The organism is Nocardia sp. NPDC060259 (assembly GCF_042728775.1).
In the GTDB taxonomy this organism is placed as follows: Bacteria; Actinomycetota; Actinomycetes; order Mycobacteriales; family Mycobacteriaceae; genus Nocardia.
The window spans coordinates 1-25,809 of record NZ_JBHXAY010000082.1 but is presented as its reverse complement, the minus strand read 5'-3'; the positions used below and the strand labels follow the sequence as shown (position 1 = coordinate 25,809).

Genomic DNA, 25,809 nt, shown 5'->3' with positions numbered 1-25,809 from the left:
GCCGGCATCGTCCCCGTGCCCAGGATTCGCGCCGACGGCGCGGCGGCACGAGGAGCAGATCCGCGATGGCGGACGAGACAACCACCGGTGCATACCCCCGGGTCGACTTCGGCGCCGGTTCCGGCGCGTCGTTCCCGGAACTCGAACAGCAGGTGCTCGACTACTGGGCCGGCGACGACACCTTCCGCGCCAGCCTGCGCAACCGGGACGGCAACGACGAGTTCGTCTTCTACGACGGCCCGCCCTTCGCCAACGGTCTGCCGCACTACGGCCACCTGCTCACCGGCTACGTCAAGGACCTGATCCCGCGCTTCCAGACCATGCGCGGCAAGCTGGTCGACCGCCGCTTCGGCTGGGACACCCACGGCCTGCCCGCCGAGATCGAGGCCGAGAAGCAGCTCGGCATCACCGACAAGGCGCAGATCGACGAGATGGGGCTGGCCGAGTTCAACGCCGCCTGTAAGTCCTCGGTGCTGCGCTACACCGGCGAGTGGCGTGACTACGTCACCCGCCAGGCACGCTGGGTCGACTTCGACAACGACTACAAGACCCTCGATCTCGACTTCATGGAGTCGGTGATGTGGGCGTTCAAGTCGCTCTACGACAAGGGCCTGATCTACCAGGGCTTCCGGGTGCTGCCCTACAGCTGGTACGAGCAGACGCCGCTGTCGAACCAGGAGACCCGCCTCGACGACGCCTACAAGATGCGCCAGGACCCGGCGGTCACCGTCGACATGCAGCTGGTGGTCCCGGCCGAGCATCCCCTCGCCGCGCTCGACGGCGCGAACGCGCTGATCTGGACGACCACGCCGTGGACCCTGCCGTCCAACCTGGCGATCGCGGTGCACCCCGACGTGCGGTACGTGCACGTGCGCGGCGCCGACGACAAGCGCTATCTGCTTGCGGCCGAACGCGTCTCGCACTACGCCCGTGAGTTCGGCGACGAGCCGGAGGTGCTCGGCGAGTACGATGGCGCGGCCCTGGCCGACCTGTCCTACCGCCCGCCGTTCGACTTCTTCGTCGGCCACCCGCACGCGCACCGCGTGCTCACCGCCGACTACGTCACCACCGACTCCGGCACCGGAATCGTCCACCTCGCACCGGCTTTCGGTGAGGAGGATATGGACGTGGCCGCGGCCAACGGCATCGAGATCGTCCAGCCGCTCGACCCGGCGGGCAAATTCACCTCGATGGTGCCGCCGTACGAGGGCCTGATGGTCTTCGACGCCAACCCGGTGATCATCAAGGACCTCAAGGCCGCGGGAAAGCTGTTGCGGCACGAGACGATCGAGCACTCCTACCCGCACAGCTGGCGTTCCGGCCAGCCGCTGATCTACATGGCCGTGCCGTCCTGGTTCGTCGCCGTCACCCAGTTCCGCGACCGGATGGTCGAGCTGAACAAGCAGATCAGCTGGGTGCCCGAGCACATCCGCGACGGTCAGTTCGGCAAGTGGCTCGAAGGCGCGCGCGACTGGAACATCAGCCGTAACCGCTACTGGGGCAGCCCGATCCCGGTGTGGGTCTCCGACGACCCGGCCTACCCGCGCGTCGACGTCTACGGTTCGCTCGACGAGCTGGAGGCCGACTTCGGCGTGCGCCCGCAGGATCTGCACCGGCCCTACATCGACGACCTCACCCGGCCCAATCCCGACGACCCGACCGGGAACTCGACCATGCGCCGGGTGCCCGAGGTGCTCGACTGCTGGTTCGAGTCGGGCTCGATGCCCTATGCCCAGGTGCACTACCCGTTCGAGAACAAGGAGTGGTTCGACAGCCACTTCCCCGGCGATTTCATCGTCGAGTACAACGGGCAGACCCGCGGCTGGTTCTACACGCTGCATGTCCTGTCGACCGCGCTGTTCGACTCGCCGTCGTTCAAAACCGTTGCCGCGCACGGCATCGTGCTCGGTGACGACGGGCTGAAGATGTCGAAGTCGAAGGGCAACTACCCCGACGTCAACGAGGTCTTCGACCGCGACGGCTCCGACGCGATGCGCTGGTTCCTGATGAGCTCGCCGATCCTGCGCGGCGGCAACCTCATCGTCACCGAGCGCGGCATCCGCGAAGGTGTCAGCCACGCGCTGCGTCCGCTGTGGAACGCGTGGACCTTCCTGCAGCTCTACGCCTCCAAGCCCGGACAGTGGCGCACGGATTCGCCGAATGTGCTCGACCGGTACATCCTGGCCAAGCTCGCGGTCACCCGTGACGTGATCACCGAGGCGCTCGAGACCTACGACATCGCCGGCGCCGCCGACGAGCTGCGCTCCTTCGCCGACGCGCTCACCAACTGGTATGTGCGCCGGTCGCGGTCGCGGTTCTGGTCCGAGGACCGCGACGCGGTGGACACGCTGCACACGGTGCTCGAGGTGGTCACCCGCCTGGCCGCGCCGCTGCTGCCGCTGATCAGCGAGGTCATCTGGCGTGGGCTCACCGGCGAGCGCTCGGTGCACCTGACCGACTGGCCTGCCGAGACCGAGCTGCCGCACGATCCCGAACTCGTCGCCGCCATGGACGAGGTGCGCGTGGTCTGCTCCACCGTGCTGAGCCTGCGCAAGGCGCAGAACCTGCGGGTGCGGCTGCCGCTGGCCGAGGTCACCATCGCCGCGGCCGACGCCGAGCGGCTCGCGCCGTTCACCGCGCTGATCGCCGACGAGGTCAACGTCAAGAAGGTCGACCTGACCACCGACGTCGCCGTGCACGGCCGGTTCGAGCTGGCCGTGAACGCGCGTGCCGCCGGTCCGCGCCTCGGCAAGCAGGTGCAGACGGTGATCAAGGCCGTCAAGGCGGGGGAGTGGACGGAGTCGACCGACGGTGTCGTCACCGCCGCCGGGATCACCCTGCTGCCCGAGGAATACACCCAGCGTCTGGTGGCCGCCGAACCCGAGTCCACCGCCGCCCTGCCGGGCAATGCCGGTCTGGTGGTGCTGAACTCGGTGGTCACCGAGGAGCTGGAGGCCGAGGGCTGGGCCCGCGACCTCATCCGCGACCTGCAGGAGACCCGCAAGTCACAGGGCCTCGATGTGTCGGACCGCATCAGCGTGGTCCTGGACGTGCCCGCCGAACGGGCCGAGTGGGCCCAGACCCACCGCGACCTGATCGCCGGGGAGATCCTGGCCACCACACTGACGTTCGGTGCGGCGGGCCCGGATGCCGCCGAGCTCACCGGCGGAGTGCGGGCTTCGGTCAGCAAGGCCTAGATCGCCGGAGAAAGGGGCGGGGCCGGATACGGTCCCGCCCCTTTCTCGCGGTCATGGTGTCGGCCCCTCGGCCGGGTCGAATCGACTGCGGCACACTCGGATTCGCAGGCTCGATCACTCGGCGACACGCTCGATGCTGAGAAGTTGCTGAAATGTGGGACATTCACCGGACCGTCGGGCACAATCTGACGCGTTGCTGCTGATGCGCATGGAACACGCTCAGGTGACAGTGACTGCTCGTGATGATTGTCCTGTGGAAACGGTGTCGCGCCGGGAGCGAGTCATCCCCGGCGCGCCACCGGATCAGCGGGTCGGTCAGGCGGTGCCGCCCGATAGCCGACCAGCTGTCATGGCCGAAACGCGAACGCCTAGTCGACCAGCTGGCGCAGCAGCGGCCCGTACTCGGGATGAGCCAGCGCCGAGGCGAACTGCGCGACCAGGTAGTCGGCCGGGTTGCCGGTGTCGTACCAGCGGCCCTGGATGACCTGCCCGTACACCGCGTGCTTGGCGGCGTAGTTGTTGATCGCGTCGGTCAGGTACACCTCGCCGGTCTGGTGGGTGTACCAGTTGTCGGTCTGCACCTGCAGCTCGTCGATGATGCCCGGCGTCACCACGTACCCGCCGATCGCCGCGTAGGCCGACGGCGCGTCCTCGGGCTTGGGCTTCTCCATCAGGCCGGAGATGCGCAGCAGCCCGTCGTCGAGGTCCTCGCGCACCACGGGCACGCCGTAGCGCTGCGACTCGCCCGGCGCCATCGGCATCAGCGCGAGCACCGGGCAGCCGGTGGACTCGTAGGCGGTGATGAGCTGCTGGGCGCGCGGCACTGTGGCGACGAACACATCGTCGGGCCACAGCACCAGCATCGGCTCGTCGCCCAGGTTCCGGGCGGCATTGAGCACGGGCGTGCCGTTGCCGTATGGACCGTGCTGGTCGAGATAGGTGATGTGACCGGCGCGCGAGAGCTCACCGACCTCTTCCACCGCGTCGGCGTAGGCGGACTTGCCGTCGGCGCGCAGCTGCGCGACCAGTGCCGGGTTCGGGCGGAAGTGATCCTGGATCAGCGACTTGCCGCTGCTCACGACGATGGTGATGTCGGTGATCCCGGAGGAGACCAGCTCGCGCACGGTGTGCTCGATGACCGGCTTGTCGCCGACCGGCAGCATCTCCTTCGGCGTCGCCTTGGTCAGCGGAAGCAGCCGGGAGCCAATTCCCGCAGCCGGAATGACAGCCTTGCGGATCTTCATCCACCGATCATCACATACCGGGCTGGGTGATCGCTGTGTCACGGCTGTCAACCGGCTGCCGAATCTGTCGGCGGTCCCGCGTAGATTGCGGGCGTGAGGACCGACGCCACCGCCACCGCAGGCGTCCCGGCCAGGGCCGATGCGGCGGTCACCGCCCGCCGCTGGGTGCTGCACATCGATATGGACGCGTTCTTCGCCTCGGCCGAGCAGTTGACCCGGCCGACCCTGCGTGGCAGGCCCGTTCTGGTGGGCGGTGCGGGTCAGCGCGGTGTCGTCGCGGGCGCCAGCTACGAGGCCAGGGTCTACGGCGCGCGCTCGGCCATGCCGATGCATCAGGCCCGGCGCTTGATCGGCGTGTCGGCGGTCGTGGTGCCGCCGCGTGGCGCGGTGTATTCGGCGCTCAGCGCCCAGGTGTTCGACACGCTCCGCGGTCGCATTCCGGTGCTGGAGACCCTGTCGTTCGACGAGGCCTTCGCCGAACCCGCCGAGCTGGCCGGTGCGAGCGTGGCGCGGGTCGAGGAGTACTGCGCGATGCTGCGCGAACTGGTCAACGCGCGCACCGGACTCACCGCCTCGATCGGCGCAGGCACCGGCAAGCAACTCGCCAAGATCGGCTCCGGCCTGGCCAAACCCGACGGTATGCGGGTGATCTCCCCGACGGAACAGGGCGGACTGCTCGCCGGGCTGCCGGTACGCAAACTGTGGGGGATCGGCCCGGTCGCCGAGAGCAGGCTGCGCAGCCTCGGCATCGAGACCGTCGGCGCGTTCGCGGCGCTGCCGGAATCCGAGGCCGCCTCGATCCTGGGCGGCAGCATGGGCGCCGCGCTGCACCGGCTCGCCCGCGGCATCGACGACCGCCCGGTCACCGAGCGCGCCGAGGCCAAGCAGATCAGCGCCGAGAACACCTACGAACGCGACATCGTCACCCTGCCCGACCTGCGTACCGCCATCACCGCCATGGCGGCCTCCGCGCACCGCAGGCTCGAACACGACGGCCGGGCGGCCCGCACCGTGGTGCTCAAACTCAAGAAGTCCGATATGAGCATCGTGACCAGGTCGTTCACCCTGCCCTACGCCACCGCCGACCTCGCCACCCTGTCCGCGGCCGCGCAACGATCCGCGATCGATCCGACCGAACTCGGCCCGATCCGGCTGGTCGGCGTCGGCTACGGCGGACTGTCGCTGGTGCGCCAGGAATCACTGTTCCCCGAACTCGACCAGGCAGTGCCGCAAGACCTCGTCGCAGAGGGGGTCGAAGACACCACGCCGCCCCCCGACGAGCACAACCCTCCTGCCGGACACTGGTTTCCGGGCATGGACGTCAGCCACCCCGAATTCGGGCACGGCTGGGTCCAGGGCGCGGGCTACGGCGTGGTGACCGTCCGCTTCGAGACGAGCTCGACAGGCCCGGGCCCGGCACGGACGTTTCCAGCCGACGACGAGCGCCTGACACGGGCCGACCCGCTCGCCAGCCTCTCCTGAGTATTGACGTCCTCCCCGCCCCGAAGGGTAGGCATTCCGGCCTGCACGGGCTGCGCCGCGCTTCCGGTGGGTTCCTGCTTCACCGCCGGTCGCGCACCCGAGGGCACGTCTGACACCAGCTCCACAGGCGTTGGTCTGTCCGCACGCCCTGCGGCCAGAATATTGATCGCGGCGTTCAGATCCCGATCGTGAGTGCTGCCACAAACACACGTCCACGAGCGGACATGCAACGGCTTCACACCGCTCGATACACCACACAATGCACACAGCTGCGACGACGGAAACCAGCGATCCACTCTGCCGAAGACCCGCCCATATCGAGCCGCTTTCTCTTCTGACATACGGGTGAACATGCCCCACCCGGCATCGTGAACCGACTTCGCCAATCGAGTTCGCGCCAAACCTTTGACGCACAAGTCCTCGACGTACACCGCTTGGTTGTCGCGGATGATCGCCGTGGACTTGTCGTGGGCTCGACCTCGACCACGAAGGAAGCGAAGTATCTGCCCGACGCGTCCTTGATCACGGTCACACTCGACGGATCCGACGGCAGCGCCCGTGACCAGCGCACCGAAACATCGCCGATCTTCGGCAGCCTCAGCTTCCGGCATGAGGTCACCGTGAACCTGGCATTGCGCGTGAACCGGATCGATTGCCGATTGTCCTTGCGGGACCGGTACTTCGGTGGCGCCACCCGCGCACCCTTAAGTTGTATCGCAGCTGCACAGTCGGACAATACCGTTGGGCTATGACAGAAGATGCGGATGTCCGCACCGGCCTGTAGAGCGGCCCGTCGGTGGATCTCCGGTAGCCTCGGCTACCGCGATGGAACTCCCACCTCGAACGCAAAGGACGAGCAGTTGAAGCTTCGTACGACCGGACGTGTCGCGATCGCCGGACTGGCCGTGGTCGCCGCCCTCGGGCTGAGCGCGTGCAGCGACGACAAGGGTGACAAGCCCGCCGCCAAGACCACCACCAGCGTCAAGGCCACGGCCACAGCCGCCGCGGAACTGCCCCCGGTGCCGACTGTGGAGGAGCTCAATGCGCAGCTGAACACCGCGCTGGATCCCTCGGTCCCGAACGAGGAGAAGACGGACTTCGTGCAGGGTGGTTCGGCCGATCCCGAGCTGCCGAACCGGTTGGCGCAGGCGGCCAAGGACGCCAATGTGCAGGTGCAGGTCACCGAGGTGACCTCCTTCGGTGAGAGCGTCAACGCCAAGGCCAACTTCACCGTCAACGGTCAGACCAATGTCGTCGACGTGCCGTTCGTGGCCGAGGACGGCAAGTGGAAGGTGCAGAAGTCGTGGGCCTGCGGCATGCTGACCAACCTGGGTCAGCAGTCGGTCGCCTGCGCCTGAGTTACCGACCCGAAAGCCCACGCCTTCGGCAGGGGCTTTCGGGCACCGGGCCGTGGGTGACCAGCACGTGTTTCGACCGCCGCGGTCCGCGCCGCTACTATCGGGCCCCGTGGTAGAGACGATCGTGCGGCAGGGGCATCCGCCCAAGGATGCTTCGGAGCCCGCACGACGGGCCCGGCTCGGCGGGTGGGCGCGCATCGTTGCTCTCGTCGCCGCCCTCGTCGGCGTGCTGAGCGCGATCGCCATCCCGTTCCTGCCGGTCCGGGTCGATACCGCCACGGTGTCCTGGCCGCAGCGTGGCACGACCACCTCGATCGAATCCCCGCTGGTCGCCTACGCTCCCGCGGCGCTGTCGGCCACCGTGCCGTGCGCCGCGCTGAGCACGCTCGCCGAGAGCGGCGGCGTCGCCGTGGCGACGATTCCGCACCAGTCGGCCGACATGGAGAAGTACGGCTTCGTCGTCAAGGTCGTCGCCGACACTCCCGACCGGCCCGGCCGCGTCGATGTGGTGTCGCGCTCGACACTGCTGTGGACGGCGCCACTCGCCGACGTGCTCGGCAACACCTGCGCGATCTCCGTCGCGATCTCGCCGCAGGAAGCCGCCGTCACCGCGACGGGTCTCGGTGCGTCCGGCGCGACCGTGCCCGCCGATCTGCGACCCCAGGTGGTCGGCGTCTTCAGCGAGCTGACCGGGGCACCGCCCGCCGACCTGGCGGTGCAGGTGGTGGCCGATTCCCGCTACACGACCTCGCCGACCTGGATCAAGCTCGCCGCGATCGTGCTGTGCCTGCTCGCGACCGCGCTGTCGCTGTTCGCCCTGCACCGGCTGGACGCGCTCGACGGCCGCTCGGCCCGCCGGTTCCTGCCGCAGCGCTGGTGGCGGCTGCGGCCGGTCGACTGGCTGGTGTTCGCCGTCCTGGTCGTGTGGCATTTCATCGGCGCCAACACCTCCGACGACGGCTACATCCTCGGCATGGCCAGGGGCGCCCGCAGTTCCGGCACCATGTCGAACTACTACCGCTGGTTCAGCGTCGACGAGGGCCCGTTCTACACGCCCTACACCGACATCATCGGCTGGATCACCCATATCTCCGCCGTCAGCCCGCTGGTCCGCCTGCCCGCCCTCGGCGCCGGCCTGCTCACCTGGTGGCTGATCAGCCGGGAAGTGCTGCCCAGGCTCGGCGTGGCGGTGGGCCGTCAGCGCGTCGCGACCTGGACCGCGGCGCTGGTGTTCCTGGCCTTCTGGCTGCCCTACAACAACGGCCTGCGCGCGGAATTCGTGGTCGCGCTCGGCGTGCTGGTCACCTGGGTCTCGGTCGAACGCGCCATCGCGACCCGGCGGCTGCTGCCCTTCGCCGTCGCGGTGATCGTCGCCGCGTTCACCCTCACCGGCGCGCCGTCGGGCCTGATCTGCCTTGGCGCGCTCGTGGCAGGCGCGCGCGTCGTCACCGCGGTCATCGTGCAGCGCGCGAAGTCGGTCGGCTATCTCGCGCTGCTGCTGCCGATCCTGGCGGCGGGCACGGTGGTGCTGACCGTGGTGTTCGCCGACCGGACTTTGGCCGGCGTGCTGGAGATGTTCGAGGTGCACGGCAAGATCGGGCCGGGGGAGTCCTGGTTCTTCGAGTTCCTGCGCTATCAGTACCTGCTGCAACTCAATGCCGACGGCTGGCTGACCCGGCGCTTCGGCGTGTTCGCCATGCTGCTCGGCCTGGTCGTGTGCACCGCGGTCATGCTGCGCCGCGGCGGGCACATCCCCGGCACCGCGGTCGGCCCGACCCGGCGCATGCTCGGTATCACCCTGGCCGCCATGGTGCTGATGATGTTCTCGCCGACCAAGTGGACCCACCAGTTCGGTGTATTCGCCGGTCTGGCCACCTGTGTCGCCGCGGTGACCGCGGTCGCGGTGAGCTCGGATGTGCTGCGGCCGTTGCGTAATCGCGCGCTGTTCGCCGCCGCGGTCTTCTTCGCCATGGCCATGACCTTCGTCGGCGCCAACGGGTATTGGTATGTGTCCTCGTGGGGAATTCCCTGGTGGGACAAGCCGCCGACCGTCGCGGGTTTCGGCCTGTCGACCGTGTTCGCCGGCCTGACCTTCCTGGCACTCGCCGTCGCCGCGTGGTTCCACATCCATCCGAACCCGAAGCCACGGGCGGGACGACTGGCGGCGGTGCCGGTCCTCGCGGTCGCGGCCGCGCTGATGGTGCTGTTCGAACTGGCCTCCTTCGCGAAAGCCACGATCGCCCAGTACCCCGCCTACTCGGTGGCCAGCTCCAACTTCGACGCCGCGTTCGCGGGCGGGTGCGGCATGGCCGACGAGGTCCTCGTCGAGACCGACCCGAACGCGTCCATGCTCGCCCCGCTGACCGGCGATGTCGCCACCACGATGGCGGGCGCCGGCTCGACCGGCTTCCGCCCCGACGGCGTCGCACCCGTGCTGACCTCCGACGAGGTGGAATCGACCACGGGACAGGCGAATTCGGTGTCCGACGACCCGGACGAGCTGCGTGACGCCTCGACCTCCGCCGGTTCCGAATCCCGGCAGGGCTCACTGCAGCTCCCGTTCGGGCTCGACCCGGCGACGACCCCCGTGCTCGGCAGCTACCGTTCCGGCGCACAGGAACCCGCCGCGCTGACCACCGGCTGGTTCCGCCTGCCCGACGGCCCGCGCGGCCCGCTGCTCGCGGTCTCGGTGGCGGGCAGGATCCGGTCGGTCGACGCCGACGGCATCGTGCACCCCGGTCAGGAACTCCTCGTCGAATACGGCACCGCGGCCCCCGACGGCACGGTCACCGTGACCGGCCAGGTCATGCCGATCGACATCGGCCCCGCCCCGACCTGGCGCAACCTGCGCGTCCCGCTCGACCAGCTCCCCGCCGACACCGGCGTCGTCCGGCTCGTCGCCCAGGACAAGGATCTCGGCCCCGACCAGTGGCTGGCGGTCACCCCGCCGCGCATGCCGCAGACCACCACGCTCAACGCGCTCGTCGGCCGCGATACCCCGGTGCTGCTGGATTGGGCTGTGGGCCTGCACTTCCCGTGCCAGAACCACCTGCCCACCTACAACGGAATCTCGGCCCTGCCCGAATACCGCATCCTGCCCGACCGCAACGGCGCCACCATCACAAACCTGTGGCAGGGCCACGACGGTGGCGGCCCGCTCGGCTGGACCCAGCTCCTGTTCACGGCCCGCACCCTGCCGACCTACCTGAACAACGACTGGGACCGGGACTGGGGCTCGATCGAGCAGTACCTGCCCTTGGACAACGGCGCGGTGCCCGCGAATCCGACGGTCGACTCCGACAATCGGTGGGGGACATGGACTCCGGGGCCGATCATCACGGCCTGGTAAGCCCTACCTGTGCGATCGAACGCGCGCGCTGTCAGCATGCGCTGAGCGTTCAGCAATCGCTCCGATGGTCCAGATTTCGACCGATCGGGGGATGGTGAACGTTCAGCGCGGCGACCGACCGGCCTGGTCAGGGGGCGTATGCGGCGATGCGCTGTGCCAGATCGGGCAGGTCCGCGCCGGTCAGGCCGGGGTAGCCGTGCAGCATGGCCCGCCACCTGGCCGGGACGGCGGAGGCGCCCCAGCGCGCGCCGAGCAGGCCACCCGCGATGGCGGCCGTGGTGTCGGTGTCGTTGCCCGCGCGGACACAGGCTTCCAGTGCGCGGGGCAGATGCTCCGGCGTCGACTGGTCGGTCGTGGTGATCGCCCACCAGGCGGTCTGCAGGGCGTGCACCACCCAGCCGTTGTTCGGGAAGTCGTCGGGCGTACCGTGCTCCGCCTCGTCAAGGCGCTCGGTCCAATAGGCCGATTGCGCTGAGCCGCCGACGTATTCGCGCACCCCACCGAAGTCGGCGTTCAGCACGGCATGCCGCACCGCGTATGTCCAGATCTTGCACGCCTCGACGGCATGCTCGTCGTCATGCGTGAGCATCCCGACCCGCCCCGCCGCCGCCACACATTCGTCCGCGTCGTCGAGATAGGCGAGCGCCACCGGCGCGGTCCGCATCAACGACCCGTTCCCACCGGTCCGCCCGGTCAGCGACATCGCCACCACCTGCATATCCAGCGCGGAAGAAGGCCTGGCGGACAACACCTTCCAGGTCTGATTCCCGATATCCGGCGGCTTGGAGTCGAACCACGCGACAAACCCCGCCGCCACCGCATCCAGATCGATCCCAGGCCCGTTCACCGCCGCCAACACGATCGCCAACGCCATCGACGTATCGTCGGTCCACTCACCCGGCGCCCACTCGAACGGCCCACCCCCGACCATATCGATCACCACCGCGGACCCCGGCTTGGTGAACTCATACCCCGCCCCCAACGCATCCCCCGCGGCCCCACCGACCAGCACACCCGCCACTCGATCCGAAAACCCCGCGTCCTGCACAGACCCACCCCTCTCGGGCGCCCACTCTCCGATTGTCCAGCAGTCGACCCTACCGGTCGGAATGTGAGATACCCCAAGCTTTCGCCCCCAGGCGCGCCCGCTTTCTGCCCACTGCCGCCGCGGACCAATCGAGGTCCCGACGTCGTTTCGACGCTTGAACTGCGACCGCCTCAGCGCGTGGCGACTTCGCCGACTGGTTCGGCGATCGAGCCTGCGCGCCGTGCCCGGCGGGCGCGGCGGAGGGCGTCGGTGGTGAAGATGACAAGGGCGGCCCAGATCAGGGCGAAACCCGCCCAGCGGGAGGCGGGCATCGGTTCGTGCATGACGGCGACGCCCCAGGCCATCTGCATACCCGGGGTGAGGTACTGCAGGATGCCCATCATCGAGAGGGGGACGCGCTGGGCCGCGACGGCGAACAACAGCAGCGGGACGAGGGTGACCGGCCCGGTGGCCAGCATCAGGCCGAAATGGGCTGGGCTGGAGGTGAACTCGCTGCGGCCGGTGGCCAGCAGCACGATCAGGAAGGCCAGGGCGAACGGGACGGCGACGATGCCCTCGGCCGCGATGCCACGCAGCGCGTCGAGCCGGATCACCTTCTTCACCAGGCCGTAGGTGGCGAACGAGCCGGCCAGGATCAGGGCGATCACCGGTGGTCGGCCGTAGTCGACGGTCAGCACGACCACCGCGAGCGCGCCGAGCCCCAGCGCCACCCACTGCGCTCTGGTGAGCTTCTCCCGGAACAGTGCCACCCCGATGGCGACCGTCACGAGCGGATTGATGAAGTAGCCCAGCGCGCACTCCACGATGTGACCGGTGGTGACGCCGAAGACGTACACACCCCAGTTCAGCGACAGCGCCGCGGAGGCGATCGCCGCCATCCGCCAGGTCCTGGCGTCGATCCCGCGCAGTCCTCGCAGCCGCCCGGTCACCGTGAGCAGCAGCAACACCACCGCCAGCGTCCAGATGATCCGCTGCGCCACCACTTCGGCAGGCGAGGCGAAGGCAAGCAGTCCGAAGAAGGCGGCGAACAATCCCCAGATCAGATAGGCGCTTGTTCCGAAGACGACACCGGGCGGGGACGAGCTGCGCTGCATTCATCCCATGTTACGACTGACGTAGCCTGACGAGCATGTCCATTTCCGTGCAGGAGCCCGCGGCGACCGGGCTCACCGCAGCACAGGTCGAACAACGCCGCCGCGACGGGCGCACCAACGATGTGCCGGCCAGAGCCAGCCGGTCGGTGCGCGACATCGTCCGCGCGAACGTGTTCACCCGCATCAATGCCATTCTCGGTGTGCTGTTCCTGCTGGTGATGTCCACCGGCTCGATCATCGACGGCATGTTCGGCCTGCTCATCGTGGCCAACAGCGCGGTCGGCATCATCCAGGAGATCAGAGCCAAACGGACCCTGGATCAGCTGGCGATCGTCAGCCAGGCCAAGCCGACGGTCCGCCGCGACGGCGTCGCCGAGCAGATCGCGCCGGGCGAGGTGGTGCTCGACGATCTGATCGAGCTCGGCCCGGGCGACCAGATCGTCGTCGATGGTGAGGTGGAGGAAGCCGCGGCGCTCGAGATCGACGAGTCGCTGCTCACCGGCGAGGCCGACCCGATCGACAAGGGTGTCGGCGCCCCGGTGATGTCGGGCAGCTTCGTGGTGTCGGGTTCGGGCGCCTACCGCGCGACCAAGGTCGGCAAGGACGCCTACGCGGCGAAACTGGCCGAGGAGGCCAGCAAGTTCACCCTGGTGCATTCGGAGCTGCGCTCCGGCATCGACAAGATCCTCAAGTTCATCACCTACCTGCTGATCCCGGCGGGCGCGCTGAGCATCTACAACCAGCTGGTCTCCAGCAAAGAGTCCTGGCGGCCCGCGGTCTCGGGCATGGTCGCCGCGCTGGTGCCGATGGTGCCAGAGGGTCTGGTGCTGATGACCTCGATCGCGTTCGCGGTCGGCGTGGTGCGCCTGGGCAAACGCAACTGCCTGGTGCAGGAACTGCCCGCGATCGAGGGCCTGGCCCGCGTCGACGTGGTGTGTGCCGACAAGACCGGCACCCTCACCGAGAACGGCATGCGCCTGTCGCACATCGAACCGCTCGGCGCGTTCGACGAAGCTCAGGTGCGCCGGGCGCTGGCCGCCCTCGCGAGCGACGACCCGCGCCCCAATGCCAGCGTGCAGGCCATCGCCGAAGCCTTGCCGGACCCGCCGGGCTGGTCGCAGACCGCCATCGCCCCGTTCTCCTCGGCCAAGAAGTGGAGTGGCATCTCCTATGGCGCCCAGGGTGATTGGCTGCTCGGCGCGCCCGATGTCCTGCTCGATCCCACCTCCGCCGACGCGGAGCATGCCGAACAGCTCGGCTCGTCGGGCCTGCGCGTGCTGCTGCTGGCCAGGAGTGACCGCCCGGTCGATTCCGGCGACGCCCCCGGCCGGGTCGAGCCCGCCGCGCTGGTCGTGCTCGAGCAGAAGGTGCGCCCCGACGCCAAGGGAACCCTCGAATACTTCGCGAGCCAGCATGTCTCGATCAAGGTGATCTCCGGCGACAATGCCGTCTCGGTCGGCGCGGTCGCCTCCTCGCTCGACCTGCCCGGCGGCGACCATCCCGTCGACGCGCGCACCCTGCCCGAGGACCGCGAGGAACTGGCCGACGTCCTCGACCGCGACACCACCTTCGGCCGCGTCCGCCCCGACCAGAAGCGCGCCATGGTCGGCGCGCTGCAATCACGCGGACACACCGTCGCGATGACCGGTGACGGCGTCAACGACGTCCTCGCCCTCAAGGACGCCGACATCGGCGTCGCGATGGGCGCGGGCAGCCCGGCGACCCGTGCGGTGGCCCAGATCGTGTTGCTGGACAACAAGTTCGCGACGCTGCCGTATGTGGTGGGCGAGGGCCGCCGGGTGATCGGCAATATCGAGCGCGTCTCGAATCTGTTCCTCACCAAGACCGTGTACTCGGTGCTGCTGGCGTTCCTGGTCGGCCTGGCCGGTGTCGGTTCGCAGATCTTCGGCTACGACCCGATCGGCTATCCGTTCCTGCCGCGCCACGTCACGATCGCGGCCTGGTTCACCATCGGCATCCCGGCGTTCGTCCTGTCGCTGGCGCCCAACAACGAGCGCGCCCGCACGGGGTTCGTCGGCCGGGTGATGCGCCTGGCGGTGCCATCGGGTGTGGTGATCGGCGTCGCGACGTTCGTCGCCTACCTGATCGCCTACGCCGGTCCGGAAGCCTCGGAGACGCAGAAGGTCCAGGCGGGCACCACCGCGCTGATCACGCTGATCATGATCGCGGTGTGGGTGCTCGCGCTGGTGGCCCGTCCGTATGTGTGGTGGAAGGTGGTGCTGATCGCGGTGTCGGTGTTCGCCTACATCGCGCTGTTCACGATTCCGTTCACCCGCGAGTTCTTCAAACTCGACCCGTCGAACCTGCGGCTGACGCTGGCCGCGTTCGTATGCGGCGCGGTGGGCATCGTGCTGGTCGAGCTGGCGTGGTGGGTGCAGTCGCGGCTGTCCGGCAACACCGGCAAGTTCGTTCCCGCGGTCGGGGCCCAGGGCGCGTGACCCACCGCTGACCAGGCCGGGTCCGCCTCGAGAACCCTTGTGCCCGACGAACATTCGGTGTTGGAGTACCTTTGCGCACTATGGAGGTATTGCTGCACCAGATCGACGCGTTCGCCGACGCACCGTTCTCGGGCAACCCGGCCGCGGTCATGCCGCTGCCCAGCCGGGTGCCGGAACAACTGGCCGGGGGGGACCACCTCGCCGACCCCGAATCGCTTCGGACATTCCGGTGACCCCCGACGAGCTGGACGAGCTCTTCTCCCGGCTTCTGGTGCAGATTGATCGGCTCGACTCAGCGGCGCTGGAACTGATGGCTGATGCCTACGATCAGGCCGGAGATGTGGACCGAGCGCGCGCCTTGTGGGAGCTGGCGGAACAAGGCGGCGACGCCGAACTACCTTAGGCCAGTGCTGTTTTCGGAGCGCCATCCATATCGTCGCCGGATCGGACTCGATGTTTGAAGGCAGCACGGCGGAATCCAGGTCAGCGTCAACGGCGCATATAGGAGTTCTTCAGGTCGTCCTGAACCACGTAGGCCGTTCCGTCGGCGATGATGTCGAGCGGTGAATCCAGCATCCGCACGTTGTACGTCCAGCCCTGTGGCAGGTGAATCTTGTCGGTGAGCGTCGGTAAGTCGTTGTACGACAGATTCGGATCGACGATCTGCGCGTAGGACTGCATCGTGTAGATCGAGCCGTCCGGGGCGGTCAGTTCGAATACCGGCTGGCCGGCGTCGTAGGTCCATGTGGTGTGCCGCGTCACCTCTTTGACGTTGTACGGCTTGCTGTCGCTGATCGCTTCGCGGGCCATTGCCTGCAGGCTTCCGCGCTTGCCCATCTGGATGCCGCCGAAGTACCAGCTGTCGTTCGACGCGCTGTCGCTGCCCGCCTCGGCGTCGATACCGTCGAGGACCCAGTGGCGTGGTCCGTTCAGGTCCGCGTCGATGGCGGGGTATGCCTGCTTCACCGCGTCCTTGGTGATGGCCTGCCACTGATCCTCGGGGCAGGTGTTGAGCCCGATCGTGTTGTAGACGGTCGCGGTGAACTGCTCCTTGTCCCTGGTCACCGGAAGTATCTCGCAGTAGCGCACGTCGCGCAGGTTGGTCTGCGCACCGCCGATATCGATCGACGGCCCAGGCCCGTACTGGACATCGCCCGCCGAGTTCGTCATCGACGTGACGGGGGTTGAGCGACTCGCGCTGTCGTCGCTGCCGCACGCGGTCAGCGCGCAGGCGGTCGAGACCGCGAGGACGAATGTGAGCGCGGATATGCGGTGCGGCTTCATCGTTTCCTCCAGAATCCGATCATCGATTCTCCGGGGCTGGTGTGCTCTTGGCGGCTGATGTCGAACAGTCACAATTTCAATGTCGCGTTTCCTGACGAGAACGCCAGAACGACAAGGTTTCGCCGTACCCGGTGGTCTCCTGCGCCTCGGGCTTCCAGACCCATCTCGACGACCAGGGTTACTACACCTACGTGGTGGCGGCGCCCGCGGAGGCCGCACAGGTCCATGATCCGGCGTTGACGGTACTGGCATGGGGTTCGGCGTCGGTGCCGAACAAGGTCGTGTTCCTTCGCAACATGCTGCCGTCACCGCAGTTCTACCCGTGGTCGGTGCAGGCGGCGCAAGCCCGCGGTGCGGACCTCGCGACGAGCATGGGCGCCTATTACCCGCGCGCCACCTATTGCGACATCTCGGTGGTGACCAGCCGTGGATACCAGGACTGCTACCGATGACGAGTCAGGACCGCGCCCGGCTGAGCCGAGCTGATTGCGGAATTCGGCCGAAGGGCTACTCGGCGGGAACCGGCCCGTCGTCAGGGGCGGGGGCGACCACGTCGGTGGCTTCCGGCAGCAACGGCGACACCGCGAAACGCCCGGCGATCGCGTCGGCCGGCAGTGCCTGCACCGCCCGCACACCGGGTTGTGCTGCCAGCTCACGCAATTGGGGGAGCGTGCCGCGCACCACGAGTCCGGCCGTGCACGCGCAGCCTTCGCGCAGCCTGGCCTCGGTGACCCGGGCGATATCGGCGCCGCGCTGATCGCGGTACCGCTGCGCGGCGAGCAGCCCCGCCGCGGCGTCGGCGGATTTCACCGCGGGTTCGTCGCCCGCCGGGGTGGCGATGGTGATCACCGGTGTCTGCACCCGGTCGATCGGCACGTGCTGGATCACGCCGGAGATCCGCAATCCGCCGGAGGCGGCCGGAATCTGTTGCGGGGTGAGGTAGTCGGTGAACGACACCAGGGCCCAATGGAGGTCGGTGTCGTTGCCGGACAGCGAGTTTCGCGACTCGTTCAGGTAGTCGTCGACCCGCTCGCCCTGTGCCGGACCGAGCCGATCGGTCGTGATACCCGTGGATGGTCGCGGATTCACGATGCCGAGTACCACGACGACCACGGCCAGCACCACCGCCGCGGCCAGGATCAGCGGGATACGCCAGGGCGATCGCCGCTCCGAGCCGGGCTCGGTGGCCCCGCGGTCGTCCGGCACCGTGTCCGGCGCCGGTTCGGACGACCGCGGGTCGTCAGGCATTGCGTAGTACGTCCAGGGCGTTCGCCAGGTCGTCGGGGTACTCGCTGGTGATCTCGAGCCAGCGACCGTCGGCGGGGTGGTGGAAGCCGAGCTGACGGGCGTGCAGCCACTGCCGTTCCAGGCCGAGGCGCTTGGCCAGGGTCGGGTCGGCGCCGTAGGTGAGGTCACCGCAGCAGGGATGGCGCACGGCCGAGAAGTGCACCCGGATCTGATGGGTGCGGCCGGTCTCCAGGTGGATGTCGAGCAGGCTGGCCGACTGGAACGCCTCGACCGTGTCGTAGTGGGTGACGCTGGGACGCCCGTCGGCGGTGACCGCGAACTTCCAGTCGTTGCCGCGCGCCCGCCCGATCGGCGCGTCGATGGTGCCGCTGCTCGGATCGGGATGTCCCTGCACGAGTGCACGATACTGCTTGTCGACCGTGCGTTGCTTGAAGGCGCGCTTGAGCGCCGTGTAGGCGTGTTCGGATTGGGCGACGACCATCACGCCGGAGGTGCCGACGTCGAGCCGGTGCACGATGCCCTGGCGTTCGTGCGCGCCGGAGGTGGAGATGCGGTAGCCCATGGCGGCCAGCCCGCCGACCACGGTCGGCCCGGTCCAGCCGACGCCGGTGTGCGCGGCGACGCCGACCGGCTTGTCCACCGCGACGATGTCGTCGTCGGCGTAGAGGATCTTCATCCCCTCCACCGGGGTGGCCTCGACGACCAGCTCCCGCTTGGGTTCGGGGAACACCACTTCCAGCCAGGCGCCCGCGGTCAGCCGGTCGGACTTGCCCGCGGCGACACCGTCGAGCTGCACCGAGCCCTCCTCGGCCAGCGCGGCCACCGCGGTGCGCGACAACCCGAGCAGCCGGGACAGGCCGGCGTCGACCCGCATCCCGTCCAGCCCGTCGGGCACGGGCATCGTCCTGGTTTCCCTCATGCGGTCTCCTCGCTGGTGTGTTTGCGACCGCTGCGGGTGCCGTCCGGTTCGAAACCGAACACGGTGAGCGCGACCAGCAGGATCGCCCCGCACACGATGGCCGAGTCGGCGACGTTGAACACCGGCCACCAGCCGACGGCGACGAAATCGACGACATGGCCCTGCAGCGGGCCGGGGTAACGGAAGATCCGGTCGACCAGGTTGCCCAGCGCGCCGCCGAGCACCATGCCGAGGCCGATCGCCCACCACAGCGAGCGCAGTGTGCGCCCGATCCGGATGACGCCGACCACCACCGCGGCGGCGATCAGGGTCAGCAGCCAGGTCATGCCGGTCGCCATCGAGAACGCCGCGCCCGGGTTGCGCACCAGGGTGAACCGCGCGAAATCGCCGATGATCGGCACCGATTCGCCGGGATCGATGAGGGCGACGGCGAGGCATTTGGTCAGCAGGTCTAGCCCGAACAGCACGACCGCGATGATCAGCAGCATCGGCAACCGGCGGGGACCAGCGGGTTTGGCCTCGCCTGCGGTCTTCGGCGCGGCGTCGGTCGCCGGTGCCGCTGCGTCGTCGCCGGTCTCGGGAACGCCAGCGTTGTCGGTTGGCCGGTCTTCACTCACGCGACCATCATTCCCTAGTGGCGATCGGTGCTGCGCCGCGGTGCCCGGGAGTCCCAGCTGTTACTCAGGAAGCGGTCGTACCCTGATGGCTGTGACGGTGTTGTCTAGTTCTCGCTTGCCCCGCATCGCGCGCCCCGGGGTGTTACTCGTGGCGCTCGTGCTCGGGTTCGCGACCTTCGGCGCCGGGTGCGCCGACCGGTCGGCGTCGCCGGCCGACGTGGAGGGCACCGAGCCGCTCGGCATCGGTAAGGAAGTGACGGTGCCGATCTCGGCGGCCGTCACCACGCTGGTGTCGGCGGGCGACGAGCCGCGCGATCTGCTGCGTCCGCGCTACGCGGTCGGCACCACCCAGGAGGTGACGCTGCGCACCGACTACCACATCCAGCAGCAGGTCAACGATCAGCCAGCCCGCGATTTCTCGCCCGCCGCGCTGACCATCCCGATGACGGCCTGCGCGGGCGAGGACGGCGTCGACCTCACCGTCGGCACCGTCACCACCCCCGACCCGGCCCTGAACAAGGCGTTCACCACCGCCGACGGCTCCCACGCCGGCCTGGAGATGAGCGACCTCGGCGCGATCACCGAGCTGCGTCTCGCGCCGTCCCCCGACACCCCGAACACGGCACGCGCGGCGCTGGAGCAGGCCTTCTATCAGGCCGTATACCGCTCGATCGCGTTCCCCGACGAGCCGGTCGGCGTCGGCGCGGTGTGGACGGTGCATCAGGAGATCACCGGCGGCGTCACCCTCGACCAGATCACCACGGCCACCCTGACCAGCCGCGACGGCGACCGGCTCACCATCGATCTGCAGGTGAGCCAGACCCCGACCGACAAGGTCTGGATGCTGCCCAACGACGCGGGCTCGCTCGACATCGACGGCTACGTCATGGAGGGCACCGGCACGATCACCGTCGACCTCGGTCTACCGCTTCCGGTGTCGGGGGCGATCGAGGTCGGCGGTCAGCAGATCTACCGTGACTCGCGCAGCGTGAGCACCCTCGTGCAGACGCAGTCGACCCGCGTTTCCTGGACCGAATGATGCGTTCGGCCCTGCTGCGCGCGAGCGTGGCCGCCTCGGCGTGCGCCGTGCTGGCCGGGTGCGGATCCGACGACGAATCCACCGGGTCTTTCCCCTCGGCGATCACCGCGGCGCCGGGCTCTGGCACGGTCGTCCGTGATCCCGCGCAACTGTCGGCGAGCCTGCTGGCTGCGGGCGATCTGCCCGGGGAGTTCAGTGTCGTGCCACCGCGCGCCCCCGCCGACGACACCGCCGTCCCGCCCGCGGCGCCGACCGACCCACCCGACTGCGGACGCCTGCTCTCGCCGATCGCCGAACAGTGGCCGGGGTCATCGGCCGCCGCGTCGGTCCAGTTCGCCGGGCCGAGCTACGCCACCATCGATATCGACGCCGCGAGCTATCCCGATGCCGCCCTGTCCGCGGCCTTCGACGCGCTGCAGGCACAGCCTCGCCGCTGCGTCACCTACTCCGGCGACGACGCGGGCGTGCACATCGACTACCGCACCACCGCGCTGACCCAGCCGCCCGCAGGCGACGCGAGTTCGGCCTTCACCCTCACCGCGGACAGCGAGGGCCTGACGCTCACCTCGTCGACGGCCCTGGTCCAGGTCGGCAACACCCTCGTCCAGGTCGTGGTGACCGCGCCGGAAACCGTCGACCCCGGTGTGCTGGCCGACCTGACCGCCGCGCAGGTGCGCAAACTGCGCGGCTGAGCCGTCACCCGGTGACGGGTACCGCGAGTTTGCCGCCGAGATGGGCGATATAGCCGCGCACCTCGTCGGCCGAGCGGTCGGGCACCCCGAAGACCGTCTCGGTGACGCCGAGTTCGGCCCACTGCGCCAGCTGCGCGGCATCGTGGCGTCCGGCGAGCGCGATCACCCGCGGCGTGCCCTCGCGGCCCTCTTCCCGCCACACCCGGTGCAGCAGGGCGATCTTGTCGCCGAGGTCGCCCTCGGTCGGGGTGGTGATCCAGCCGTCGGCGTGGCGGGCGAGCCAGCCGAAGGACTTCTCGGTGCCGCCCGCGCCGAGCAGGACCGGGATGGTCGGGCTGATCGGCTTCGGCCAGGACCAGCTCGGCCCGAAACGCACGAACTCGCCCTCGAATTCGGCTTCCTCCTGCGACCAGATCGTGCGCATCGCGTCCAGGTTCTCGCGCAGCACGGTGCGGCGCTTCTTCGGCGGGACGCCGTGGTGGGCGAGTTCGTCGGTGTTCCAGCCGAATCCGACGCCCAGCTCCACCCGGCCACCGGACAGGTGATCGAGCGAGGCGATGGTCTTGGCGAGGGTGATCGGATGATGCTCGGCGGGCAGCGCGACCGCCGTCGACAGCGTGATCCGCTCGGTGACCGCGGCCGCGGTGGCCAGCGCGACCCAGGGATCGAGGGTGCGCAGGTACCGGTCGTCGGGCAGCGACGCGTCGCCGGTCTGGGGATGGGCCGCGGCGCGCACCACCGGGATGTGGGTGTGCTCGGGCACGTAGAACGCGTCGAACCCGGCGTTCTCGGCCGCCAGCGCGGCGTCGGCGGGCGTGATGCCCCGGTCACTGGTGAACAACACGAGCCCGTACCGCATGTTCCGGCCCTCCGGATCAGACAACAAAACTGAAACAAGTTCTATCAGTCTTTCGGGCCTGCCGGAAGACCGCGGACCCGACAGCCTTTCCCCGGCAGGGCGAGGGGAATAGGCTCGGACCGTCCGAGCATCAACCTCGACCCGGAGGTATCCGATGTCTGATGTTTCCCCCTTCCCCGAAGGCTATCCGCGTATCTGTCCCGGCCTCTCGTGCGCGGGTGCGGCGGCCGCGATCGACTTCTACACCGCGGTCTTCGGCGCCACCGAACGCATGCGCATGCCCGGCCCCGGCGGTACCGTCGCCCACTGCGAACTGCTCGTCGGCGACTCCGTTCTCATGATCGGCGACCCGGCGCCCGACATCGGTTTCCCCGATCCGAAAGAGGTCGGCGGTTCGCCGGTCAACCTGATGGTCTACGTGTCCGACGCCGACGCCGCCTTCGCGGCCGCTCTCGAGGCGGGCGCCACCGCGATCAACCCGATGACCGACCAGTTCTACGGCGACCGCAGCGGCTCCTTCGAAGACCCGTGGGGCCATCGCTGGACCGTGGCCACTCACATCGAGGACGTGTCGGAGGAGGAGATGCAGCGGCGCATGGAGGAGATGATGAACGCGGCGGGCTGATCAGGCCGCCACGATCGAATCACCCTCCACCCGTATCGGTTTCGCCGGCAGCGGCTGGGTGGCAGGCCCACCGCTGACGCTGCCGTCGAGCCCGAACCGGCTCCCGTGGCACGGGCAGTTGATGGTGCCGTCGGAGACATTCCCGACCTGGCAGCCCGCGTGCGTGCACGTGGACGACAGGCCGACGAAATTACCCGCGGTCGGCTGGGTGATCACGGTGTCACCGACGATCACCCCGCCACCGACCGGCACGTCGGCAGTTTTGGCGAGCGCGCCCGCGGGCCCACCCACCGGCGCCTGCGCGCCCGCGGGCGCACCGTCCTTCTCAGCCGAACAGGCGGTCAGCGTCGCGGCCGCCGCGAGTACCCCGGCGCCGACCATCGCCGTCCTGCGATCGATCCGCATCTCATTGCTGGTCATGGTGGAACTCCGATCACAACTGTCGCTATGAGCCACCGGTCGGCCGAATCCGACCCGCTCCTTACCGTTTCAACGTGACCCACCCGCCCCGGGTTCGAACCCGCGCCGAATCAGTGGAGACCTCGGGGGATTCCCTGATGTGGGTAGGCGGCAGGCGGGCTTACTGTCACGCAGGTGAAGGCGATCGTGCAGCGGGTATACGGCTCATCGGCGATGTTGAGCGTGGCGGAGGTCGAGCGGCCGGAGCCGGCGCAGGGACAGGTGCTGGTCCGGGTGCGGGCGGCCTCGGTGAACGCGCGGGACTGGCATGTCATGCGGGGCGATCCGCTGATCGCGCGGTGGATGGATCGGTCGGTGTTCGCGCGGCGCGGGCCGGCGCAGCCGATCAACGGCGGCGATTTCGCGGGGATCGTCGAGTCGGTCGGGGCGGGGGTGACGGATCTGCGACCGGGGGACGAGGTGTACGGGGAATCGATCAGCGGCGCGTTCGCCGAATACCTCGCGGTGGACGGGTCGGTGGTCGGCCCGAAACCGGCGAAGCTGACCTTCGAAGAGGCGGCGACGCTGCCGTTGGCCGCCAATACCGCGCTGACCCTGCTGCGCGACGTCGAGGCGGGGCAGCGGGTGCTGATCATCGGTGCCTCCGGCGGTGTCGGCACCTTCGCCGTGCAGATCGCGCTCGCCGCGGGCGCGGAGGTGACCGGGGTGTGCAGCACCCGCAATGTCGACCTGATCCGTGAACTCGGTGCGCACCAGGTGGTCGACTACACCCGCGACACGGTGACCGGACGCTACGACACCGTGCTCGACCTGGCGGGCAGCCGCGCCCTGCGCGAGCTGCTGCGCCTGGTCGAGCCGACCGGCACCCTGGTGCTGTCCGGCGGCGGGAACTACAGCGGGGGAACCACATTCGGTCCGATCGGACTGATGGCCCGCGCCCAGCTGAGCCGCCCGTTCGTGCGCCCGGCGATCCGGGTCCCGCTCGCACGGCAGAGCCGCGAAGCACTCGCCGAACTCCGCGAACTCGTCGACACGGGCAAGGTACGTCCGATCATCGACCGGACGTACCCTCTCGACGAAGTCCCCGCCGCGATCCACTACATGGAAACCGAACACGCCAGGGCGAAGATCGCCATCACCGTCGGCTGAGCGCGATCACTGCAACCGGAACTCCATCATCGCGATCGCGTCGTCGACCGCGGTGATGAGGTTCGCCAACCGGATGTGCGGGTCCGGGGCCGACAGCGCCACCTGGCGATCGGTGGGGCCGATCGGCAGGCGGGCGGCCAGCTCGTAGGAGCGGGTCGTCGGGTCGTCGGAGAGGTCCTCCAGCGACGCCGACGGCGGTGGGCGCCGGATGCCGGAGCGGCGGGCGAGCTGCGCGGTCAGGGTATGCAGGCGGTCGGCGCGTTTGCGCAGGTCCGCCAGCAGATCGGTGTCGTCGGCGCCCACTTCGTCCGGCCACACTCGCACCTCGGCACGGGGATATGGCGCGTCGGTGAGCCACTGGTCGACGCGGATACGGTCGCCGCCGAGGCAGCGCAGCCGGAACCGCGAGCCCGACAGTTCGACGACGTCGGTGATCTGGGCGACGACGCCGACATCGGTGCGCACGTCACCGCCGCCGACCTCGTGCCCGCGCGCGATGAGGACGACGCCGAACTCCGGCTCCCGGCGTCCGTCGAGGCAGTCCTCGACCAGCGCGACATAGCGCGGTTCGAAGATCTGCAGCGACAGCGGCTCGCCGGGCAGCAGGACCGCCCCGAGCGGAAACATAGGAATCTCCACCGTCACAGCATGCCCGCTATCCCGCGTGCCGTGCCGATCCGACATGCTCGCCCGCCGATCATCCCTTGGCGATCGCCTCGAACACGGTCGGGTCGACCAGGGTGGAGGTGTCGCCCAGTTCGCGGCCCTCGGCGACGTCGCGCAGCAGCCTGCGCATGATCTTGCCGCTGCGGGTCTTGGGCAGTTCCGGCACGAGATGGATCTCGCGCGGCCGGGCGATCGGGCTGATCTCCACCGAGACAGCGGCCTTGAGTTCGGTGACCAGCGTGTCGTCCGGTGCGGCCGACCCGGTGAGGATGACGAAGGCGACGATGCCCTGACCGGTCGTCGCGTCGCTCGCGCCGACGACGGCGGCCTCGGCCACGGCCGGATGCCCGACGAGCGCGGATTCGACCTCGGCGGTGGAGATGCGGTGTCCGGAGACGTTCATGACATCGTCGACGCGCCCGAGGATCCACAGGTCGCCGTCGGCGTCGAGCTTGGCGCCGTCACCGGCGAAGTACCAGCCCTCGGAAGCGAAACGCTGCCAATAGGTTTCGCGGTAGCGATCCATGTCGTTCCAGATGCCACGCAGCATCGACGGCCACGGCTGATCCAGCACGAGCAGACCCGAGGCGTCGTTACCCAGCGGCGTGCCGTCGTCGTCGACGACCTTCGCCGAGATCCCCGGCAGCGGTGCGGTGGCGGCGCCAGGCTTGGTGGCGGTGACGCCGGGCAGCGGGGAGATCATGATGGCGCCGGTTTCGGTCTGCCACCAGGTGTCGACGATGGGGGTCTTGTTCGCGCCGATGACGTCTCGGTACCAGCGCCAGGCTTCGGGGTTGATGGGTTCGCCGACGGAGCCGAGCAGTCGCAGGGTGGACAGGTTGTGGGCGTCGGGGATCTCGCGGCCCCATTTCATGAAGGTGCGGATCAGCGTCGGCGCGGTGTAATAGATAGTGACGCCGTATTTTTCGATGATCTCGAAGTGGCGGTGTTCGGTGGGGGAGTTCGGGGTGCCTTCGTAGACGACCTGGGTGGCGCGGTTGGCCAGTGGTCCGTAGACGATGTAGCTGTGGCCGGTGACCCAGCCGATGTCGGCGGTGCA

Annotated in this window: 25 protein-coding genes; 13 read left to right on the top strand and 12 right to left on the bottom strand. The window is 69.0% G+C overall.

Going from position 1 to position 25,809, the window contains the following annotated elements; translation table 11 throughout:
* The first annotated feature begins 65 nt into the window (after nucleotides 1-65).
* Entirely contained in the window at nucleotides 66-3,197 is a 3,132-nt protein-coding gene (gene ileS / locus ACFWF2_RS24925) for an isoleucine--tRNA ligase (RefSeq protein WP_379309863.1), read from the top strand.
* A gap of 368 nt (nucleotides 3,198-3,565) precedes the next feature.
* Here ileS and ACFWF2_RS24920 read toward each other — a convergent pair whose 3' ends face one another.
* Nucleotides 3,566-4,441: a UTP--glucose-1-phosphate uridylyltransferase gene (locus ACFWF2_RS24920; RefSeq protein WP_379309862.1), complete on the bottom strand. Its 876-nt coding sequence runs from the start codon at nucleotides 4,439-4,441 to the stop codon at nucleotides 3,566-3,568.
* Nucleotides 4,442-4,621: 180 nt separating this feature from the next.
* On the opposite strand from ACFWF2_RS24920, the gene ACFWF2_RS24915 reads away from it, so the two are divergent.
* Nucleotides 4,622-5,923 carry a DNA polymerase IV gene (locus ACFWF2_RS24915; protein ID WP_379309871.1) on the top strand — a complete coding sequence of 434 codons (1,302 nt, stop codon included), beginning with the start codon at nucleotides 4,622-4,624 and terminating at the stop codon, nucleotides 5,921-5,923.
* On the opposite strand, the gene ACFWF2_RS24910 is transcribed toward ACFWF2_RS24915, so the two are convergent.
* Nucleotides 5,806-6,354: an RNA-guided endonuclease InsQ/TnpB family protein gene (locus ACFWF2_RS24910; protein ID WP_379309870.1), complete on the bottom strand. Its 549-nt coding sequence runs from the start codon at nucleotides 6,352-6,354 to the stop codon at nucleotides 5,806-5,808. The two genes, ACFWF2_RS24915 and ACFWF2_RS24910, sit on opposite strands and share 118 nt — an antisense overlap.
* Nucleotides 6,355-6,390: 36 nt before the next feature.
* Here ACFWF2_RS24910 and ACFWF2_RS24905 point away from each other — a divergent pair, with 36 nt between their 5' ends.
* From ACFWF2_RS24905 to ACFWF2_RS24895, 3 genes are all read left to right on the top strand, one after another.
* Nucleotides 6,391-6,675, top strand: coding sequence for a hypothetical protein (locus ACFWF2_RS24905; protein WP_379309872.1), 285 nt, complete (start codon nucleotides 6,391-6,393; stop codon nucleotides 6,673-6,675).
* A 108-nt stretch (nucleotides 6,676-6,783) separates the two neighbouring features.
* Nucleotides 6,784-7,281, top strand: a complete 498-nt coding sequence (locus tag ACFWF2_RS24900) for a hypothetical protein (protein ID WP_379309861.1) — start codon at nucleotides 6,784-6,786, stop codon at nucleotides 7,279-7,281.
* Nucleotides 7,282-7,390: 109 nt separating this feature from the next.
* The gene (locus ACFWF2_RS24895) at nucleotides 7,391-10,630 is read left to right on the top strand and encodes an arabinosyltransferase domain-containing protein (protein ID WP_379309860.1); all 3,240 of its coding nucleotides are present in this window, start codon (nucleotides 7,391-7,393) and stop codon (nucleotides 10,628-10,630) included.
* A gap of 127 nt (nucleotides 10,631-10,757) precedes the next feature.
* On the opposite strand, the gene ACFWF2_RS24890 is transcribed toward ACFWF2_RS24895, so the two are convergent.
* Both ACFWF2_RS24890 and rarD read right to left on the bottom strand, forming a co-directional pair.
* Nucleotides 10,758-11,642, bottom strand: coding sequence for an ADP-ribosylglycohydrolase family protein (locus tag ACFWF2_RS24890; RefSeq protein WP_379309859.1), 885 nt, complete (start codon nucleotides 11,640-11,642; stop codon nucleotides 10,758-10,760).
* Between the two features lie 206 nt (nucleotides 11,643-11,848).
* Nucleotides 11,849-12,772, bottom strand: coding sequence for an EamA family transporter RarD (rarD, locus tag ACFWF2_RS24885; protein WP_379309858.1), 924 nt, complete (start codon nucleotides 12,770-12,772; stop codon nucleotides 11,849-11,851).
* A 35-nt stretch (nucleotides 12,773-12,807) separates the two neighbouring features.
* Between rarD and ACFWF2_RS24880 the strand changes: the two genes are divergently transcribed.
* From ACFWF2_RS24880 to ACFWF2_RS24870, 3 genes are all read left to right on the top strand, one after another.
* Entirely contained in the window at nucleotides 12,808-15,231 is a 2,424-nt protein-coding gene (locus ACFWF2_RS24880; protein WP_379309857.1) for a cation-translocating P-type ATPase, read from the top strand.
* A gap of 80 nt (nucleotides 15,232-15,311) precedes the next feature.
* On the top strand, nucleotides 15,312-15,464 hold the full coding sequence (locus ACFWF2_RS24875; protein ID WP_379309856.1) for a hypothetical protein: 153 nt from the start codon (nucleotides 15,312-15,314) through the stop codon (nucleotides 15,462-15,464).
* Nucleotides 15,461-15,634: a hypothetical protein gene (locus tag ACFWF2_RS24870; RefSeq protein ID WP_379309855.1), complete on the top strand. Its 174-nt coding sequence runs from the start codon at nucleotides 15,461-15,463 to the stop codon at nucleotides 15,632-15,634. The genes ACFWF2_RS24875 and ACFWF2_RS24870 overlap by 4 nt, the downstream gene beginning before the upstream one ends.
* 86 nt (nucleotides 15,635-15,720) lie before the next feature.
* On the opposite strand, the gene ACFWF2_RS24865 is transcribed toward ACFWF2_RS24870, so the two are convergent.
* Complete coding sequence (locus ACFWF2_RS24865) at nucleotides 15,721-16,515, bottom strand: hypothetical protein (RefSeq protein WP_379309854.1); 795 nt, start codon at nucleotides 16,513-16,515, stop codon at nucleotides 15,721-15,723.
* A gap of 131 nt (nucleotides 16,516-16,646) precedes the next feature.
* On the opposite strand from ACFWF2_RS24865, the gene ACFWF2_RS24860 reads away from it, so the two are divergent.
* Entirely contained in the window at nucleotides 16,647-16,967 is a 321-nt protein-coding gene (locus ACFWF2_RS24860) for a hypothetical protein (protein ID WP_379309853.1), read from the top strand.
* Between the two features lie 55 nt (nucleotides 16,968-17,022).
* On the opposite strand, the gene ACFWF2_RS24855 is transcribed toward ACFWF2_RS24860, so the two are convergent.
* From ACFWF2_RS24855 to lspA, 3 genes are read right to left on the bottom strand one after another with little or no spacing between them, the layout of a single operon-like run.
* Nucleotides 17,023-17,763 (bottom strand): hypothetical protein, encoded by a 741-nt coding sequence (locus ACFWF2_RS24855; protein WP_379309852.1) that lies wholly within the window; start codon nucleotides 17,761-17,763, stop codon nucleotides 17,023-17,025.
* Nucleotides 17,756-18,682, bottom strand: a complete 927-nt coding sequence (locus tag ACFWF2_RS24850; protein WP_379309851.1) for an RluA family pseudouridine synthase — start codon at nucleotides 18,680-18,682, stop codon at nucleotides 17,756-17,758. Before ACFWF2_RS24850 ends, ACFWF2_RS24855 begins: the two co-directional genes overlap by 8 nt.
* Nucleotides 18,679-19,299, bottom strand: coding sequence for a signal peptidase II (gene lspA, locus ACFWF2_RS24845; protein ID WP_379309850.1), 621 nt, complete (start codon nucleotides 19,297-19,299; stop codon nucleotides 18,679-18,681). Before lspA ends, ACFWF2_RS24850 begins: the two co-directional genes overlap by 4 nt.
* 85 nt (nucleotides 19,300-19,384) lie before the next feature.
* Here lspA and ACFWF2_RS24840 point away from each other — a divergent pair, with 85 nt between their 5' ends.
* Nucleotides 19,385-20,338 (top strand): hypothetical protein, encoded by a 954-nt coding sequence (locus ACFWF2_RS24840; protein WP_379309849.1) that lies wholly within the window; start codon nucleotides 19,385-19,387, stop codon nucleotides 20,336-20,338.
* Nucleotides 20,335-21,030 (top strand): hypothetical protein, encoded by a 696-nt coding sequence (locus tag ACFWF2_RS24835; protein WP_379309848.1) that lies wholly within the window; start codon nucleotides 20,335-20,337, stop codon nucleotides 21,028-21,030. The genes ACFWF2_RS24840 and ACFWF2_RS24835 overlap by 4 nt, the downstream gene beginning before the upstream one ends.
* Nucleotides 21,031-21,034: 4 nt before the next feature.
* On the opposite strand, the gene ACFWF2_RS24830 is transcribed toward ACFWF2_RS24835, so the two are convergent.
* Complete coding sequence (locus tag ACFWF2_RS24830) at nucleotides 21,035-21,889, bottom strand: TIGR03619 family F420-dependent LLM class oxidoreductase (protein WP_379309847.1); 855 nt, start codon at nucleotides 21,887-21,889, stop codon at nucleotides 21,035-21,037.
* A gap of 154 nt (nucleotides 21,890-22,043) precedes the next feature.
* On the opposite strand from ACFWF2_RS24830, the gene ACFWF2_RS24825 reads away from it, so the two are divergent.
* The gene (locus ACFWF2_RS24825; RefSeq protein WP_379309846.1) at nucleotides 22,044-22,514 is read left to right on the top strand and encodes a VOC family protein; all 471 of its coding nucleotides are present in this window, start codon (nucleotides 22,044-22,046) and stop codon (nucleotides 22,512-22,514) included.
* On the opposite strand, the gene ACFWF2_RS24820 is transcribed toward ACFWF2_RS24825, so the two are convergent.
* Entirely contained in the window at nucleotides 22,515-22,934 is a 420-nt protein-coding gene (locus ACFWF2_RS24820) for a ubiquinol-cytochrome c reductase iron-sulfur subunit (RefSeq protein ID WP_379309845.1), read from the bottom strand.
* Between the two features lie 174 nt (nucleotides 22,935-23,108).
* Here ACFWF2_RS24820 and ACFWF2_RS24815 point away from each other — a divergent pair, with 174 nt between their 5' ends.
* Complete coding sequence (locus ACFWF2_RS24815) at nucleotides 23,109-24,083, top strand: NAD(P)-dependent alcohol dehydrogenase (RefSeq protein ID WP_379309844.1); 975 nt, start codon at nucleotides 23,109-23,111, stop codon at nucleotides 24,081-24,083.
* 6 nt (nucleotides 24,084-24,089) lie between these two features.
* Here the strand turns inward: ACFWF2_RS24815 and ACFWF2_RS24810 are convergent, their stop codons facing one another.
* Complete coding sequence (locus ACFWF2_RS24810; protein WP_379309843.1) at nucleotides 24,090-24,710, bottom strand: LON peptidase substrate-binding domain-containing protein; 621 nt, start codon at nucleotides 24,708-24,710, stop codon at nucleotides 24,090-24,092.
* Nucleotides 24,711-24,780: 70 nt separating this feature from the next.
* The coding region (locus ACFWF2_RS24805; RefSeq protein WP_379309842.1) for an AMP-binding protein at nucleotides 24,781-25,809 on the bottom strand (1,029 nt) is incomplete at its 5' end.

Bases quoted from the DNA above. Each gene is read 5' to 3' on its own strand.
- ACFWF2_RS24835 (WP_379309848.1), top strand. From the start codon at position 20,335: ATGATGCGTTCGGCCCTGCTGCGCGCGAGCGTGGCCGCCTCGGCGTGC.
- ACFWF2_RS24840 (WP_379309849.1), top strand. From the start codon at position 19,385: ATGGCTGTGACGGTGTTGTCTAGTTCTCGCTTGCCCCGCATCGCGCGC.
- rarD (WP_379309858.1), bottom strand. From the start codon at position 12,772: ATGCAGCGCAGCTCGTCCCCGCCCGGTGTCGTCTTCGGAACAAGCGCC.
- ACFWF2_RS24875 (WP_379309856.1), top strand. From the start codon at position 15,312: ATGGAGGTATTGCTGCACCAGATCGACGCGTTCGCCGACGCACCGTTC.
- ACFWF2_RS24855 (WP_379309852.1), bottom strand. From the start codon at position 17,763: ATGCCTGACGACCCGCGGTCGTCCGAACCGGCGCCGGACACGGTGCCG.
- ACFWF2_RS24830 (WP_379309847.1), bottom strand. From the start codon at position 21,889: ATGCGGTACGGGCTCGTGTTGTTCACCAGTGACCGGGGCATCACGCCC.
- ACFWF2_RS24865 (WP_379309854.1), bottom strand. From the start codon at position 16,515: ATGAAGCCGCACCGCATATCCGCGCTCACATTCGTCCTCGCGGTCTCG.
- ACFWF2_RS24850 (WP_379309851.1), bottom strand. From the start codon at position 18,682: ATGAGGGAAACCAGGACGATGCCCGTGCCCGACGGGCTGGACGGGATG.
- ileS (WP_379309863.1), top strand. From the start codon at position 66: ATGGCGGACGAGACAACCACCGGTGCATACCCCCGGGTCGACTTCGGC.
- ACFWF2_RS24825 (WP_379309846.1), top strand. From the start codon at position 22,044: ATGTCTGATGTTTCCCCCTTCCCCGAAGGCTATCCGCGTATCTGTCCC.
- ACFWF2_RS24920 (WP_379309862.1), bottom strand. From the start codon at position 4,441: ATGAAGATCCGCAAGGCTGTCATTCCGGCTGCGGGAATTGGCTCCCGG.
- ACFWF2_RS24810 (WP_379309843.1), bottom strand. From the start codon at position 24,710: ATGTTTCCGCTCGGGGCGGTCCTGCTGCCCGGCGAGCCGCTGTCGCTG.
- ACFWF2_RS24820 (WP_379309845.1), bottom strand. From the start codon at position 22,934: ATGACCAGCAATGAGATGCGGATCGATCGCAGGACGGCGATGGTCGGC.
- ACFWF2_RS24880 (WP_379309857.1), top strand. From the start codon at position 12,808: ATGTCCATTTCCGTGCAGGAGCCCGCGGCGACCGGGCTCACCGCAGCA.
- ACFWF2_RS24915 (WP_379309871.1), top strand. From the start codon at position 4,622: ATGGACGCGTTCTTCGCCTCGGCCGAGCAGTTGACCCGGCCGACCCTG.